General features: G+C 72.1%; 13 protein-coding genes and 1 pseudogene. 10 read left to right on the top strand and 4 right to left on the bottom strand.

Annotated elements, in window-relative coordinates:
* Window positions 1-25: 25 nt before the first annotated feature.
* Complete coding sequence (locus QZ483_RS08070; RefSeq protein ID WP_297082759.1) at window positions 26-658, bottom strand: spermidine synthase; 633 nt, start codon at window positions 656-658, stop codon at window positions 26-28.
* 232 nt (window positions 659-890) lie between these two features.
* Here QZ483_RS08070 and QZ483_RS08065 point away from each other — a divergent pair, with 232 nt between their 5' ends.
* Window positions 891-1310, top strand: coding sequence for a DUF3040 domain-containing protein (locus tag QZ483_RS08065; RefSeq protein WP_297082757.1), 420 nt, complete (start codon window positions 891-893; stop codon window positions 1308-1310).
* A gap of 28 nt (window positions 1311-1338) precedes the next feature.
* On the opposite strand, the gene QZ483_RS08060 is transcribed toward QZ483_RS08065, so the two are convergent.
* From QZ483_RS08060 to QZ483_RS08050, 3 genes are read right to left on the bottom strand one after another with little or no spacing between them, the layout of a single operon-like run.
* Complete coding sequence (locus tag QZ483_RS08060; RefSeq protein ID WP_297082756.1) at window positions 1339-3519, bottom strand: DUF3488 and transglutaminase-like domain-containing protein; 2181 nt, start codon at window positions 3517-3519, stop codon at window positions 1339-1341.
* Window positions 3516-4889, bottom strand: coding sequence for a DUF58 domain-containing protein (locus QZ483_RS08055; RefSeq protein WP_297082754.1), 1374 nt, complete (start codon window positions 4887-4889; stop codon window positions 3516-3518). The genes QZ483_RS08060 and QZ483_RS08055 overlap by 4 nt, the downstream gene beginning before the upstream one ends.
* 5 nt (window positions 4890-4894) lie before the next feature.
* Window positions 4895-5911: a MoxR family ATPase gene (locus tag QZ483_RS08050; protein WP_297082751.1), complete on the bottom strand. Its 1017-nt coding sequence runs from the start codon at window positions 5909-5911 to the stop codon at window positions 4895-4897.
* Between the two features lie 238 nt (window positions 5912-6149).
* On the opposite strand from QZ483_RS08050, the gene mraZ reads away from it, so the two are divergent.
* The 9 genes and pseudogenes from mraZ to QZ483_RS08005 form a co-directional block, all read left to right on the top strand.
* Window positions 6150-6617 (top strand): division/cell wall cluster transcriptional repressor MraZ, encoded by a 468-nt coding sequence (mraZ, locus tag QZ483_RS08045; RefSeq protein ID WP_297082749.1) that lies wholly within the window; start codon window positions 6150-6152, stop codon window positions 6615-6617.
* Window positions 6618-6722: 105 nt separating this feature from the next.
* Window positions 6723-7706 (top strand): 16S rRNA (cytosine(1402)-N(4))-methyltransferase RsmH, encoded by a 984-nt coding sequence (gene rsmH, locus QZ483_RS08040; protein WP_297082747.1) that lies wholly within the window; start codon window positions 6723-6725, stop codon window positions 7704-7706.
* On the top strand, window positions 7703-8125 hold the full coding sequence (locus QZ483_RS08035) for a hypothetical protein (RefSeq protein ID WP_297082745.1): 423 nt from the start codon (window positions 7703-7705) through the stop codon (window positions 8123-8125). The genes rsmH and QZ483_RS08035 overlap by 4 nt, the downstream gene beginning before the upstream one ends.
* Complete coding sequence (locus QZ483_RS08030) at window positions 8122-10119, top strand: penicillin-binding protein 2 (protein ID WP_297082743.1); 1998 nt, start codon at window positions 8122-8124, stop codon at window positions 10117-10119. Before QZ483_RS08035 ends, QZ483_RS08030 begins: the two co-directional genes overlap by 4 nt.
* A complete protein-coding gene (locus QZ483_RS08025) occupies window positions 10116-11699 on the top strand; it encodes a UDP-N-acetylmuramoyl-L-alanyl-D-glutamate--2,6-diaminopimelate ligase (RefSeq protein ID WP_297082741.1) in 1584 nt (527 codons plus the stop codon). The genes QZ483_RS08030 and QZ483_RS08025 overlap by 4 nt, the downstream gene beginning before the upstream one ends.
* Window positions 11696-13084: a UDP-N-acetylmuramoyl-tripeptide--D-alanyl-D-alanine ligase gene (gene murF, locus QZ483_RS08020; RefSeq protein ID WP_297082739.1), complete on the top strand. Its 1389-nt coding sequence runs from the start codon at window positions 11696-11698 to the stop codon at window positions 13082-13084. The genes QZ483_RS08025 and murF overlap by 4 nt, the downstream gene beginning before the upstream one ends.
* Window positions 13081-14178, top strand: a complete 1098-nt coding sequence (gene mraY, locus QZ483_RS08015) for a phospho-N-acetylmuramoyl-pentapeptide-transferase (RefSeq protein WP_297082737.1) — start codon at window positions 13081-13083, stop codon at window positions 14176-14178. The genes murF and mraY overlap by 4 nt, the downstream gene beginning before the upstream one ends.
* A 5-nt stretch (window positions 14179-14183) precedes the next feature.
* A complete protein-coding gene (gene murD, locus QZ483_RS08010; protein WP_297082735.1) occupies window positions 14184-15566 on the top strand; it encodes a UDP-N-acetylmuramoyl-L-alanine--D-glutamate ligase in 1383 nt (460 codons plus the stop codon).
* A gap of 10 nt (window positions 15567-15576) precedes the next feature.
* Window positions 15577-15812 (top strand): annotated as a pseudogene (locus tag QZ483_RS08005) (hypothetical protein); the annotation flags it as partial.

Here is a 15812-nt window from a genome sequence, read left to right as displayed (position 1 = left end):
GGCCGATGCGCGGGTCCAGTCGCGCTCAGACGGGCCAGGCGGGGTCCACTCCCGTGGGCAAGGGCGCCGACGCCGCGTAGCGGCGCAGCGCATCGGCGTCAATGCGATCGCCGGCCACCACCACGACGTTCCCGCGCCGGCGCCCCTTGAGCACCGCGGGCTCACCCACCGCGAGCACGTCGCGGAACGCGGCGCGCGCCGCCGCGACGTCGGGCCGATGCGTGGCGAGGTCGGGTGCGGCCTTCACGTTGGCGACCACCAGGCCCCCGGGGCGCACGACCCTGCGCGCGTGTCCCCACCACTCGCTTCCCGCGAGCGCGTGCGGCGTCGAATCGCCCGCGAACGCGTCGCGCAGGATCATATCCAGCGAGTCGTCGTGCCGCGCCGCGAGCGCCTCGAGACCGTCCTGCGCGCGCACGCGCAGCTGCGGGGATCGCGGGAGGTCCCACCAGTCGCGCGCGAGCGTCGGCAGATCGGCATCGACGTCGACCGCGATATGGCGTGAGTCCGGGTACGTGTGAGCGAGGTGCCGGGCCATCGTGCACACGCCCGCACCGACATGCAGGGCCAGCATCCGCTCGGGCCGATCCCACGCCGAGATCGCCGCCGAGAAGTGGCGCATGTACTCGAAGTCGAGCACCGCCGGGTCCTCCCGCATGCTCGAACTGGGAACACCATTGACCCATACAGTCGTTACACCGTCAGGATCATCAGTCAGCATCACGGATCCCGTGGAGATGGGGATTTCCCGGTCCCGCGGCACGCCGTCCGCGATGGACGGGGACGAGCGCCGACGAGGCATGAGAAATCTCCCACGAAGTCCGGTAGTGCTGAACGGTGACGAGCAACTAGACTACGTACAATCGCCGGTAGTCACGGAGGAGGGCGACATGCCGCTGTCGGAGTATGAGCAGCGCGTGCTGGAGCAGCTCGAGCAGGACCTCGGGCAGGATCCCTCACTGCATCGCGCCATGAACCGTGGCCCGCGCACGCCCACGCGCGTGATCGCAGCCGTCGCCGGCGTCGTCGTCGGCCTGGGCATCGTGGTCATCGGCCTGGTCACTCAGCTGCCGCTGCTGGGCGTCGCCGGCTTCGTCATCATGGTGGGCGTCGCGCTGTGGGCTCTGCTCGCGCCGCGCAAGACGACCGTCCCCGACTCCCCGGAGGCCGCGGCCGGATCCGCCGGCAAGGCCTCGGGTCGCCAGCAGGGTGGTCCCGCCGCCAAGCAGCGTCCCGCCAAGGAGCACAAGGACTTCATGAAGCGCATGGAAGAGCGCTGGGAGCGCCGTCGCGAGACCGGCGACTTCTGAGCGGCTCTCCCGCCCTCTCCCGCTCTGCTCAGTTGCGCGCTGCCGCGCGGCTTCCCTCGTCGGCCCGCTGGGCCTCGTCGAGCACCGTCGTCGACCACGATCGCAGCTCGTCGATGGTGACCTCTGATCCCGCGGGGGCGTAGCGCTCGTCGGCGACAGCGTTGGCGAGGCGCGTCAGCGCCTCGCGCGCCACGCCCGACAGGCCCGCATCGGCCGTCCTCACCGCGGCCTCGACGTGCTCCGCCGCCTCGTGAGGCGTGAGCGTGTCCTGCCACCGCATCGGCTCCGGCAGCGACTCGCGCAGGCGCTCCCAGACGCCCTCGGCGTCGGTGGGAGCTCGTCGGCGGCGCACGTGGCCCCGCAGCTTCCACCACGCCGCCAGGGCTGCGATCGCCAACGCGGCTGCCAGGGCGACGATCACCCACACCGGCACCACGGGAGCGCTCTCGACCTCGCTCGACGTCGTGTCCTCCTCCTGAGTCGCCTGGTTGCCCGCCTGGGCCGTGATCTCGGGCGACGGCACCTCCTCGCCGCTGAGGATCTCCTCACGGATGGGCGTGCCGTTCGCGAACGGGTCAGCGTACGCGGGCGGGAGGCCCGTCTGGATGGACGGCGTGGGCTCGAAGCGCACCCAGCCGGCACCCGGGAACCACAGTTCCGGCCACGCGTGAGCGTCGCCGCCCTGGACCACGAAGGTGTCGGCGTCGGTCGCCGAACCCGAAAGGAACCCCACGGCCATGCGCGCGGGAATGTCGAGCGAGCGCGCCATGATCACCATCGTGGTCGCGAACTGCACGCAGTAGCCGGCGCGGTCGTCGAGGAACGTGGAGACGGCGTCGCCCCCCGACGGGCTCACCGAGGTGTCATACGTGAACTCCGACACGCTGCGCAGGAACTGCTGGATCGCGAGCGCCTGGTCGTAGCGGGTCTCGGCGTCGCGCGTCAGGGTGACCGACAGGTCCCGGACGCGGGTCTCGTCGATCGCGGGGGAGATCTCGAGGTAGCGAGGATCGTCGGGGTCGCCGCCCATCTCGATCGCGGGCTGGGTCTCGCGCAGGCTCCGCGGAGTGACGTAGTCGGGGTCGGTCACGTAGGAGTAGCTGCTCTCGCGGGACGTCACGCCGTCGCCGATCACCTCGTCCTGCGTGGCGTCGTACCGCCACGGGCCCTCGATGTCGAGGGTGCGCGGCGACGGCGGCAGCGGCAGGTTCGGCTCGACCAGGTTGAGGACCTGGACGTCGACCCGCTGACGATCGCGCTCGCTCCAGTCGTCGACCGGCTCCGGCCACAGGACCCCGGAGTCGGCGGGCCGCGCCGGCGGCGACGCGTCGTCGCGCGCCCACTGCACGCCGTTGAAGTTGGTGAGGGAGTAGAGCTTGAGCGCATCCGGTCGCGGCCCCTCGGTCGAATACACGATGACCGGCGTGGTCGAGTTCGTGGTGAGGGACGTCCGCAGGTCCAGGGCGAGGTTCAGCCGGGTCGCCGTCTCGAGGCCCTCGGGCGCGTCGATGCGGGGGATCGACCCCCACCCCAGCCCGCCCAGGGCGGTGGGGGCCACGAGCAGGACTCCGGCCATGGTTGCGGCGGTCGCGGTGAGCGCGCCGGCGACGGCGGGTCGCCGCTCCGCGCCGGCGGTGTGGCGCGCGAACGCGATCGCGATGAGCCATGCGACGATCGCGCAGAGAAGTGCGACTGCGGAGACGCGGTGCTGGAAGATGACCGCAGGCAGCCAGGGGATGAGCAGCAGCAGCCCCGCGGACGCCGCTGCCCGCCACGACACCGCGACGTGCTCGGCGACCAGGAACAGCGCGACGGTTCCGGCGGTGATGAGCGCGGTGAGTTCGAGCGACTCGGGGGCCGGCGCGACGGTCACCGCCGCGTAGTCGACGCCGCCCCGCAACGCCGCGCCCAGGTCCGCGAGCGCGCCGGGCGTGGGAAGCAGGTGCGCGCTGCCATCCTCGCGCCGCGCGAAGAGCGGCACCATAACGGCTGCGGCCGCGAGCGCGGCCAGCAGCGTGGGCAGGACGCGCGAGCGCGACAGCAGTCGCGTGACGACCAGCACCGCAGTGGCGATGAGCATGACCGTCCCGACCGTGCGCATCCACGGGCCCATGACGAGCATCGTGGACAGCCCGAAGAGCCCCAGGAACGTCGCCACCGCGATGAACGGCGTAGCCGCCCAGGCGCTGCGCGGGGCGCCGGCGCTCATTCGAGGTCTCCCGCCGTGAGCATGCGCGTCCACAGCTCCTCGAGGTCATCGGCGGCGGTCGCGGTGGTCGCCCGCCAGCCGGCGCGTCGGAGCGCAGTGACCGTGCGCTCGGCGTCGTCGGCGAGGTGGCCGTCCGCGCGCACGATCGCCCACGCGCGACCCGTGTCGCCCATCGGCACCAACGCGTCGATGGCGGGCTTCTCCAGCGGCTCGACGACGGCGACCGTCACCTCGCCGAGCGTGGCGTCCTCGCCCGCCAGGGTCGCTGAGCGCACCACGTCCCGCGTCGCCGCCGCGCGCGACACAGGAGACGTCAGGTCCACGGTCTGATTGAGCAGTTCGATGCGGGCCACCGCGGAACCGCGGTCGCCGAGGTGGCGCACCGACTCGGGGTCGAGGCCGCCGCCGATCAGCCGCACGGGGTGGCCGGAGTCGAGCACCGAGAGCGCGATCGAGGCCGCGGCGGAGATCGCCCACTCGAGCGCCACGGGGTCGCGCGGCGGGTCGAGGATGACGCTTGCGGGCCGCCTGCCGGCGCGCTCGTCCGAGCGCACGACCATCGTGCCCCGACGCGCCGAACTGGGCCAGTGGACGCGGCGCAGGTCGTCGCCCTCGCGATAGTCGCGGAGGGAGGCGTCGTCGGCCGAGGGCGTCCGCGCGCCGAGCACGATGCGATCCGCGTGGCCCATCAGCGCCCCGGCGGTCGCGGACAGGTCCACCACCGCGGGCCACACCGGGACGAGCTGGGCCTCGCCCACCGGCGTGTCGGCCAGGAACATCGCGAACGGGTCGGTGCTGTGGATCAGCGACGGCCCCAGCGGCCAGCGCCCGCGCCTGCTCGGGTGCAGCCCGTAGGTGAGCAAGAGTCGCCCGGGCTCGCGTGTGACCGTGGCCTTGGTGGACAGGCCGCCCGTGAGCTCGGCCGCGGCCTGCTCGCGGATGTCGAGGTGGTCGGCGAGAGCCCGACCCACCCGGCTTGCGCTGCGGCCCGGGCGGTGGCCCGCCTCGATCGCGACGGTCACCGTTCCGGTCCGGCCCGCGGTGAGCGGGTGGGGCGTGACGTCGCGGCGGGCTCGGGGGAAGACCCGCAGGAACGAGTCGACAGCGAGCGTCACCCAGATGTAGCCGACCGCCACGGCGCACGTCATCGCGACGCCGATGTACACGAGGATCGGCGTCGACAGCCCCACGCCCAGCGCCGCGACCACGACGCCGCACGCGAGCATCCCGACGCCTCGCGCCGTCATCTCGGTGCGCGACCGCGCGCGGCGGGGTGTGTCGGGCCGCGCGCGGCGGTCGGTGCGCGCGTCGCCCCTGCCGCTGTCGCGCGCGAGCGCGGCGACGGGATCCGAGGCTGCGGGAGCGGCCATGGGGCTCAGGTGGCTCGCACCACGGCCGCCTCGCGGGCTGGAGCCGCATCGCGCGCCGCGCTGGGAACCGGCGTGGCGGCGACCACGTCCCTGGTGATCTGCTGAGCGGTCCGGCCGGCCAGCCGGGCCTCGGTCGAGACGATGAGCCGGTGCGCGAGCACGGCCACGGCGAGCGCCTTGACGTCGTCGGGGAGCACGTGGTTGCGCGACGCCATGGCGGCACGGGCCTTGGCGGCGGCCAGCAGCTGCAGCGATGCGCGCGGCGATGCGCCCAGGCGCAGGCTGCCATCCTCGCGCGTCGCGCCCACCAGGTCGACGATGTACTGCTTGATGGCCGGCGCCGCGTAGATGCGCCGCGCGACGTCGATCGCCTTCTCGAGCGCGGCGGCGTCCGCGACCGGGGTCAGTTCTGCGAGTGGGTCGTGGCCGTCGTGCGAGTCCAGCATCGCCATCTCTGCGCGGGCCTCGGGGTAGCCCACGGACACCTGAGCCATGAAGCGGTCACGCTGCGCCTCGGGGAGGGGATAGGTGCCCTCCATCTCGACGGGGTTCTGGGTCGCCACGACCAGGAAGGGGCGGGGGAGCGGACGGGTCGCGCCGTCCACCGTGACCGAGCGCTCCTGCATCGACTCGAGCAGCGCGGCCTGCGTCTTGGGCGAGGCGCGGTTGATCTCATCCGCGATCACCACGTTCGCGAAGATGGGGCCCTTGCGGAACTCGAAGCGGTGATCGTCCGCGCGGAAGATGCTCACGCCCGTGACGTCCGACGGCAGCAGGTCCGGCGTGAACTGGATGCGGCCCACGGTGCAGTCGACGCTCGCCGCGAACGCCCGGGCCAGCGTGGTCTTGCCGACGCCGGGCACGTCCTCCATGAGCAGGTGGCCCTGCGCCAGAGCGGTCGCGAGCGTGGCTGAGATGGCCTGATCGAGCCCAGACAGCACCGTGGAGATCGACGTGCGGATCCTCGAGGTGACCTCCGCGACGTCGCTCAGCTCGTCGTCGGTGGGCAGCGATTCGGTCATGGACTCTCCTTTGCGGCCGTGCCTTAGAGCCTATGCGAAGAACGCTCACCAGGGGCAATGCGTTGCGTGGGAGCGCACACGCCGGTGCACGGCAATTCCCTCCACCATCCTCCACGGCTACTTAGCAGGCATGATGATGGTCTGATGTGAGATTTCTGCGCCTTTCTTGAGATTGGTGGAGTGAAGTGGAGTAAAGTGGGGCGCACTGGCGAGTCGTGGCGTTGGGAGGTGAGGTCGCGTGTCCGATGTGGCTGCGCACGGCCTCGGCCCCACAGGGGTCTTCCTCGGCACGTTCACGCCTCGGCTCGATGACAAGGGGCGACTGATCCTTCCGGCGAAGTTCCGGGGACGGCTCGCGTCTGGTCTCGTGGCCACCCGGGGTCTGGACCGCTGCGTGTTCCTGTTCCCGCTGGACGAGTTCGCCGCCATCCACGACCGGCTGCGACGCGCCCCGCTCGAGAACAAGCGCGCCCGCGACTACCTGCGCAACTTCCTGGGGCACGCCCAGGACGACATCCCGGACAAGCAGGGACGCATCCTGCTGGGCGCGCCGCTGCGGCGGTACGCGTCGCTCGACCGCGACGTCGCCGTAGTGGGCATGGGGTCGCGGGTCGAGATCTGGGATGCCGCGACCTGGGAGACGTATCTGGAGGACGGCGAAGAGGACTATGCGGCGACCGCCGCCGAGGTGTTCGACGACATGTGAGCGCACCGTGGCTCGCGGCCTCCTCCCGCGCACCTCTGACGGACTTCCCCCCGTCAGAGAGCCGGAGGGAGACCACGGGTCACGGAGCACGAGAGGGGAGAGCGCATGACCGATGCGGCATCGCGTCACCAGCCGGTGATGCTGCAGCGCTGCGTCGACCTCCTCGCGCCCGCGCTCGACCGCGACGGTGCGGTGGCGATCGACGGGACCCTCGGCATGGGCGGCCACACCGAGGCGATCCTCGAGCAGTGCCCCCGCGCGACCGTGGTGGGCATCGACCGCGACACGGACGCGATCGCGCTCGCGAGCGAGCGGCTTGCGCGCTTCGGCGACCGGTTCGTCGCCCACCACGCCGAGTACGACGACATCGCCGGGGCCCTCGCTCTCGCGGGCGTGGACGCCGCGGACGGGATCCTCCTGGACCTGGGCGTCTCGTCGCTCCAGATCGACGAGGCCGAGCGCGGATTCTCGTACGCCCAGGACGCCCCGCTCGACATGCGCATGAACCGCGAGGACCCGGTCACCGCCGCCGACCTTCTGCGCGACGCCGACGAGCGCGAGCTCGCGAGGATCCTGCGCGAGTACGGCGAGGAGCGCTTCGCCGGCCGCATCGCCGAGTCGATCGTCAAGCGCCGCGCCGAGGCGCCCCTCACGCGGACCGCGGAGCTGACGGACCTGGTGCGCGCGTGCATCCCCGCGGCCTCGCGACAGCCGGGCTCCAATCCCGCCAAGCGCACGTTCCAGGCGCTGCGCATCGCGGTCAACCGCGAGCTCGACGTCCTCGAGGCGGCGATCCCCGCCGCGATCGAGGGCACCCGCGTGGGCGGGCGCATCGTCGTGATGGCCTACCAGTCCCTCGAGGACCGGATCGTCAAGACCGCGTTCGCCGCAGGCGCCACCGCATCGGCGCCCCCCGGGCTGCCCGTGGTGCCCGAGGACGACCAGCCCTACCTGCGGCTGCTCACCCGCGGCGCTGAGAAGGCGAGTGCCGAGGAGGCCGAGTCGAACCCCCGCTCGAAGCCGGTGCGCCTGCGCGCCGCCGAGCGCATCCGCCTCACGCCGGCGTCGCGGCTGAGGAGGGCCGCATGAGCGCAGCCCCTCTGCGGCGTCCCCGGACCGCCGCCGCCCCGAGCACACCGCAGCGCTCGTCGTCCCGCCAGCGCACCGCGCAGCCGCGCGCCCATCTGCGTGCGGTCGCGGCTCCCGAGCAGGCGCGGTCGCTCGCGCCGTTCGCGTGGACGTGCGTCCTGCTGATCCTCGGCGCCCTGGCGGCGGTGCTGCTCATCAACACTGCGATGTCCGAGGGCGCGTACGAGCGCCGCGACCTCAAGATCGAGATCGCCCAGCTGCACCAGCAGCGGGCGTCCCTGGTGAGCGAGCTCGAGGCGAACTCGTCGCCCACGTTCCTCGCCGATGCGGCGCGCGGGCTGGGCATGGAGCCCGCGGAGAGCCTCGGCTTCGTGTCGATCGACGGCGCCGCCGTTCTCGAGCAGGGAGCGAACCGATGAGCGACGGCCGCCGCGACCCGCGACGCGGCGGTGCGCCGACGGGGCGCACCCCGCGCGCGTCGCAGGGTCAGCAGCGGCGCGCCCCCCAGGGCCAGCAGCGGCGTGCCCCGCAGGGCCAGCAGCGGCGCTCGCGCAGCTCCTCGACGACCCGCGCTCGTCAGGGCTCCGGACGCACCCCCGTGACGCCCACGCGCGTGCGGGTCAACGGCGCCCGCCCCGGCGCCGCCCGCGTGGGCGACCCGCGCATCCGCCAGCGGCTGGTCACGCTCGGCTCGATCGCCCTCCTGCTTGCGTTCGCGGTGAAGCTCGTATGGATCCAGGGCGTCAACGCCGCCGAGCTGTCCGCCGCCGCGCTCGAGAACCGGCTCGCGACCTCCACCAGCGAGCCGCTCCGCGCGGACATCGTGGATCGCAACGGCGTGGTGCTGGCCACCTCGGCCCAGCGGTATCACGTGTTCGTCAATCAGGTGAAGCTCAAAGAGTGGGTGCGCGCCGACGACGGCCAGGTCCTCGCTCAGGGCCCGCTCGACGCCGCCGAGATCCTCGCGCCCATCCTCGACGTCAGCGAGTCCGAGCTCGCCGCCGATCTCGTGGGCGACGCGTCGTTCCAGTACATCGCGAAGTACGTCACGCCCGAGACCTGGGACCTCATCGAGGACGAGGGCATCTACGGCATCGACTACGAGCCGGTGACGGAGCGCATCTATCCCAACGGCGACATCGCCGGCAACATCGTGGGCTTCGTGGGAGGCCGTGAGGACCAGCAGGGCCTCGACTGGGGCCTGGCGGGGGTCGAGCTCGAGTTCGAGGACGAGCTGCTCGGCTCCCCGGGCTCGATCACCTACGAGCGCGGCGGTCAGGGGACGGTCATCCCCACCGGCGTGCTCGAGGAGGAGCCGGCCGTTCCGGGCTCGGACGTGGTGCTCACGATCGACCGCGACATCCAGTACTTCGCTCAGGAGGCGCTCGCGGACGCGCTGCGCACCAACGGCGGCTCGCAGGGCATCGTGACGGTCCAGAACGTCAAGACCGGCGAGTTCCTCGCGCTTGCGGACTCGGGCTCGGTTGACCCCAACGACCCCGGAGCGACGAGCGCCTCGAGCCGCACCTCGCGCGCCGTCGAGGACGTCTTCGAGCCCGGCTCCACGGCCAAGGTCATCACGGTCGCGGCGGCGCTCGAGGAGGGGCTCGCGACGCCCACGTCACGGTTCGTCGCCCCCTACCAGTACACGACGGACAACAACCAGACGTTCAAGGACTCCCACGACTTCGGGGACCAGAAGCTCACGCTGTCCGGCATCCTGGTCAACTCCTCGAACACGGGAACCGTCCAGGTGGGCGAGGGCCTCACGGAGGCGGAGCGCTACCAGTACCTGTACGACTTCGGCTTCGGCCAGCGCACCGGCGTGGGCCTCCCGACCGAGTCGGGCGGCATCCTCCACCCCTGGCAGGCCTGGGACGGCCGCACCGAGTGGGCCGTGCTCTACGGCCAGGGCGTGTCCGTCACCGCGCTGCAGACCTCGCAGGTGTACCAGACCATCGCCAACGGCGGCGTGAAGCTGCAGCCGTCGGTCGTGAAGGGCTACCAGACGGCGGACGGCGAGTTCGTGGAGCGCGAGACCGCCGAGCCCGAGCGCGTGGTGTCGGAGGAGACCGCCGCTCAGGTGATGCTGATGCTCGAGGACGTGACGGAGTCCGGCACGGGCCGGCTCGCGAAGATCGACGGGTACCGCGTCGCCGGCAAGACGGGCACCGCGGAGGCCGTGGGCCCCAGCGGCAAGCTCGACCGGATCGTCGCGTCCTTCGTGGGCGTGGCGCCCGCGGACGACCCCGAGATCGTGGTCTCGGTCATCATCTTCGACCCCAAGACGTCGATCTGGGGCGGCGAGGTGGCCGCCCCGGTGTTCTCCGACGTGGCAACCTTTGCATTGCAGGCTCTGCGCGTTCCGCCGTCCGGGCCTGCCGAGGAGATGTACCCGACCACCTGGGAGTGAGCGTGCAGGAGATGGAGCTGCGTCCGTCGAGCGTTGCCGCTCTCCCGATCGGGGAGGTCGCCGCCCGGTGCGGCGCCAGCGTGCAGAGCGCCGATGCGGTGGCGGCTGATGCGGCGCGCGTCACCGGGGCGACGGTGGACTCGCGCGACGTGCGGCCGGGTGACCTGTTCGGAGCGTTCCCCGGCTTCAAGGTCCACGGCGCGCGTTTCGCGGCCGATGCGGTGGCGGCCGGGGCGGCCGCCATCCTCACCGACGCCGAGGGAGAGGCGCTGGTGCGCGAGGCCGGGATCGAGGTGCCGGTCCTGGTGGCGGCCGATGCGCGGGTCGCCATGGGCGAGGCCGCTGCGGCGATCTACGGGGACCCCAGCAAGGACCTCGTCTTCGTGGGCGTCACCGGCACCAACGGCAAGACCACGACGGCGTACTTCATCGACAACGCGCTCGCGCAGGCGCACGAGCGGCGCGGCATCATGGGCACGGTCGAGCTGCGGATCGGCGACCAGGCGATCGAGTCGCCACGGACCACCGTCGAGTCGCCCGTGCTGCACGGGCTGCTGGGCCGGATGCGCGACGAGGGCGTGACCGCCGCCGTCACCGAGGTGAGCTCTCACGCTGCCGCGCTCGAGCGCATCAGCGGCGTCGACTTCGCGGTCGCGGTCTTCACCAACCTGCAATGGGACCACCTCGACTTCCACGGCACCATGGAGGAGTACCTGGCCGCCAAGGCGAAGCTGTTTGCGCCCGGCCGCGCGCGCCGCGGCGTGATCAACGTGGACGACGAGTGGGGCAGGAGCCTCGCGTCCACGGTCGAGATCCCCGCCTGGACGGTGTCGACGCATCCCGACGACCCTCACCCCGCCGACTGGACCGTGACGTGGGCGGACGTGGGGCTCGACGGCGTGGGCTCCCGGTTCACGTTCCGCGATCCCGATGGAGCGGAGCATCGCGCCGAGTCGCCGCTGCCGGGACTGGTGAACGTGTCGAACGCGATGGTCGCGATCGCGGCCTCGCACGCCGCCGGGCTGACGCTCGAGCAGGCGATCCACGGCGTCGCGACCGCGCACAGCGTGCCGGGCCGCATGGAGCGGGTCATCGAACGCTCCGACGCGGACCCGCTCGCGATCGTCGACTACGCGCACACGCCCGATGCGCTCACGCTCGCTCTCGAGGGAGTGCGCCCCATCACCCCGGGCCGGCTCATCCTGATCTTCGGCTCGGACGGCGACCGCGACCAGGGCAAGCGCCCGGTCATGGGCGGGATCGCCGCCCGGCTCGCGGACGTGATCGTGCTGACTGACGAGAACCCCCGCTCGGAGGAGCCCGCGGCGATCCGCGCCGCGATCCGGGCCGGCATCGAAGGCGAGCGCCCTGACCTTCACGATGTCCACGAGGTCGAGCCGCGCGTCGCGGCGGTCGAGTACGGACTGCGCCTGGGCCGGCCGGGCGACACCGTCATCGTGACGGGCAAGGGCCACGAGCCGACCCAGGAGATCGCCGGCGTGTTCCATCGCTACAACGACCGCGACGCGTACCTGCAGGCCCACGCGCGCATCGTCGCGGAGCGGGAGGGGCGCGCATGAGGGCGCTGACCGCTCAGTGGGTCGCGAATGCCGTGGGCGGCGAGCTCGCGGCCGAGGTCGAGACCCTCGTCACCTCGGTGGTCAAGGACTCGCGCGACGCGTCCGACGGTGCGCTCTACGCGGCCTTTGTGGGGGAGCGCGTCGACGGCCACGACTACGCGCCGCAGGCCTTCGAGGCCGGGGCGGCCCTCGCGCTCGTGTCGCAGCCCGTCGTGGGCCCGCACATCCTCGTCGAGGACGTCACCGCCGCGCTGGGCCGGCTGGCCCGCGCGTATCTCGCGCTGCTGCGCACCGAGGGCGACATCGCCGTGGTGGGCATCACGGGATCCAACGGCAAGACCACCACCAAGGACCTGCTGGCGCAGGTGCTGCCCGCCGCGATCGCTCCCGAGGGCAGCTTCAACAACGAGATCGGGCTGCCGCTCACGGTCCTGCGAGCCGGACCCGAGACGCGCCACCTGGTGCTCGAGATGGGGGCCTCCGCCCCGGGCGACCTCGCCTACCTGACCGGCATCGCGCCGCTTGACGTCGCGGTGGTTCTCACCGTCGGCACGGCTCACTTGGGCGGCTACGGCTCGCCTGATGCGCTCGCGGAGGAGAAGGCGTCGCTCCTCGACGGGCTGGTGCCCGGCGGCACCGCGCTCCTCAATGCCGACGACCCACGGGTGAGCGCCATGGCGACGCGGGAGGTGCTCGCGCAGGAGGGGCGGCGGACGGTGACGTTCGGCGTCGGCGGCCAGCGGGACGTCACCGCGACCGCGGTGCGCAATGACCGCGGCCGCCCGCGCTTCACCGTGGCTCACGCTGGCCACGAGGCCGAGGTCGCACTGCGCCTCGTGGGCGAGCACCACGTGACGAACGCGCTCGCGGCCCTGACCGTCGCCCTGGTGACGGGGCAGGACCTGGCGACCGCCGCATCGGCCGTCGGCACCGCCGTGCCGCTGTCAGCCCACCGCATGGCGCTGACGGAGCGAGCGGACGGCGTGTGGATCCTCGACGACAGCTACAACGCGTCGCCGGAGTCCATGCGGGCCGCGCTGCGCGCGCTCAAGGACGTGGCGACCACCGGCAGGTCCTTCGCGGTGATCGGCGAGATGAGGGAGATGGGAGACGCCTCGATCGCGGCCCACACCGAGATCGGGCTCGACGTCGTGAGGCTCCGCATCGACCACACGCTCGTGGTGGGCGCGGGCGCCCGCGTGGCGTACATCGCGGCCGTCAACGAGGGCTCGTGGGGCGATGAGGCCGCGTACGTCGCTACGATTGACGAGGCCCGGGAGCACCTCGACGGGCGCCTCCGGCCCGGTGACACCGTGCTGATCAAGGCGTCGCACGGCTCCGGGCTGTGGAAGCTGGCCGACGAACTTCTGGGAGTGGATGCATGAGAGCGGTGGTCTTCGCGGGAGGCATCTCGCTGTTCATCGCGCTGGCGGGCACGCCCCTGTTCATCCGCTTCCTCACGCGCCACCAGTACGGCCAGTTCATCCGGCACGACGGTCCGGCGACCCACCTGGTCAAGCGCGGCACCCCCACGATGGGCGGCGTCGTCATCATCCTCGCGACCGTGATCGGATGGCTGGGCGCGAACCTGCTGACCGGTCGCGCGCCGTACGCCTCGTCGATGCTCGTGGTGCTGCTGATCGTGGGCCTGGGCTTCGTGGGCTTCCTCGACGACTACATCAAGATCCGCCAGGAGCGGTCGCTGGGACTGCGGGCCCGGTACAAGATCCTGGGACAGGCGGTCGTGGGCATCGCCTTCGCGGTGCTCGTGCTGCAGTTCCCCAACCAGCACGGCGACACGCCCGCGTCGACATCGATCTCGTTCCTGCGCGACACCGCGCTCGATCTGGCGTACTGGGGACCGGCGATCGGGATCATCCTGTTCGTCATCTGGGCGAACTTCCTCATCACCGCCTGGTCCAACGCGGTGAACCTCACGGACGGTCTCGACGGCCTCGCCACGGGCGCCTCGCTGATCTTCTTCGGCGCGTACACGATCATCGGGATCTGGCAGTACAACCAGTGGTGCAGCCTCGATTCCGCCACCAACCAGTGCTACGAGGTGCGCGACCCGCGCGACCTGGCGATTCTGTGCGCCGCGATCGCCGGAGCGTGCTTCGGCTTCCTGTGGTGGAACGCCTCCCCGGCGAAGATCTTCATGGGGGACACGGGCTCGCTGGCCCTCGGCGGCGCGATCGCGGGCGTGACGATCATGTCCCGCACCGAGCTGCTGGGCGTCATCATCGGCGGCCTGTTCGTCATCATCGTCGCCAGCTCGGTCATCCAGATCGGGTGGTTCAAGATCTCCGGCGGCAGACGCGTGTTCAAGATGGCGCCCCTGCATCATCACTTCGAGCTGATGGGCTGGGGTGAGGTGACCATCGTGATTCGCTTCTGGATCATCGCCGGTCTCGCGGCCGCCGCTGGCACCGGCATCTTCTACGCCGAGTGGATCGCGGCGCTGCCGCCGGGCGAGTGACGACCGTGACGCGTGATCCCTCCGCGATCGCGGGCCGCACGGTCCTGATTCTGGGCCTGGGAGTCGCCGGCCGCTCCGCTCTCGACGCGTGCCGCGAGCTGGGTGCGCACGCGGTGACGGTCGATCCCGGGCAGGTCGATGCCGACCATGCCGACCTGGACGCCGTGGACCTTGCGGCGTTCGACGTGTGCATGGCCTCTCCCGGCTTCTCGCCGCTGTCCCCGTGGATGCGCGCCGTCGAGGCAGCGGGTCTCGAGGTGTGGTCGGAGATGGAGTTCGCGTGGCGCGTGCGCGAGCCGGGAATCCCGTGGGTGCTGGTCACCGGCACCAACGGCAAGACCACGACCACGCAGCTGGTGGGCGCGATCGCCGCCGCCGGGGGCCTGGATGTGGCCGTGTGCGGCAACATGGGCGTGCCCGTCATCGCCGCCGCGCGCGAGCGGCGCGACCTGGTCGCCGTCGAGATCGCGAGCCTCCAGCTGCACTACTCGAGCACCATCTCGCCGCACGCGGCGGTGTGTCTCAACGCGGACGAGGACCACCTCGACTGGCACGGCTCGGTCGAGGCCTACCGCGCGGACAAGGCGCGGGTCTACCGTCACACGCAGGTCGCGTGCGTGTACGGCGCACAGGACCCCGTGGTCGAGGCGATGGTCGCCGACGCCGACGTGGTCGAGGGCTGCCGCGCCGTGGGCGTCACGACCGGCGCGCCCGACGTCTCCCAGCTGGGCGTGGTCGACGGCCTGCTCGCCGACCGCGCGTTCCACGCCGCGCGCCGCACCGAGGCGATCGAACTGGGCCATGTCGACGACCTCTCGCACCTGGTTGCGGGAGCAGTGCCGCCGTACCTGGTCTTCAACGCCCTCGCCGCGGCGGCCCTGTGCCGAGCCGTGGGCGTCGAGCCCGGCGCCGTCGCGCGCGGGCTCGCGGGATTCGCGCTCGACGCGCACCGCACCGCGCACGTGGCGACCATCGACGGCGTGGCGTACGTGGACGACTCGAAGGCGACCAATGCGCACGCCGCGATCGCCGCGTTCGGTGGCCGGGCATCCTCCTCCGTGGTCTGGATCGCCGGCGGCCAGGCGAAGGGGCAGGAGTTCGACGACCTGGTCCAGACCGTCCGCGAGCGGGTCCGCGCCGTGGTTCTGATCGGCGCCGATCCCGCTCCGCTCGCGAGCGCGCTCGAGGGACACGCGGCCGATATCCCCGTGACCCGCATCGAGCCGGGCGACACTGTGATGCAGCAGGCGGTGACCGCGGCCCGTGACCTGGCGATGCCAGGCGACACGGTCCTGCTCTCCCCGGCCTGTGCATCGTTCGATCAGTTCCGCAGCTACGCGGACAGAGGGGACGCCTTCGCGGCAGCGGTGGGGGCGCTGAAGTCGTAAGGGAGGCGTGATGACGGCCACCGTCCCGAAGCGCACCCCGAGCGAGACTCCTCACGGGTCGCCGGTCCTCACGTACTACCTGCTCGCCACGGCGAGCGTGCTGCTGGTCGTGGTGGGCCTCGCGGTCGTGCTGTCGAGCACGTCCCTGGACGCGCTCCGGCGCACCGGCGACAACCCGTACTCGCTGTTCCTCATCCAGGCCGCGGCGCTCGGCATCGGCGTGGCGGCGATGGCCTTCGGCTCGCG

This window comes from uncultured Demequina sp., assembly GCF_913055775.1.
In the GTDB taxonomy this organism is placed as follows: domain Bacteria; phylum Actinomycetota; class Actinomycetes; order Actinomycetales; family Demequinaceae; genus Demequina.
Note: the sequence above shows the minus strand (reverse complement) of the source record. Positions and strands in the feature narration are given on the sequence as shown.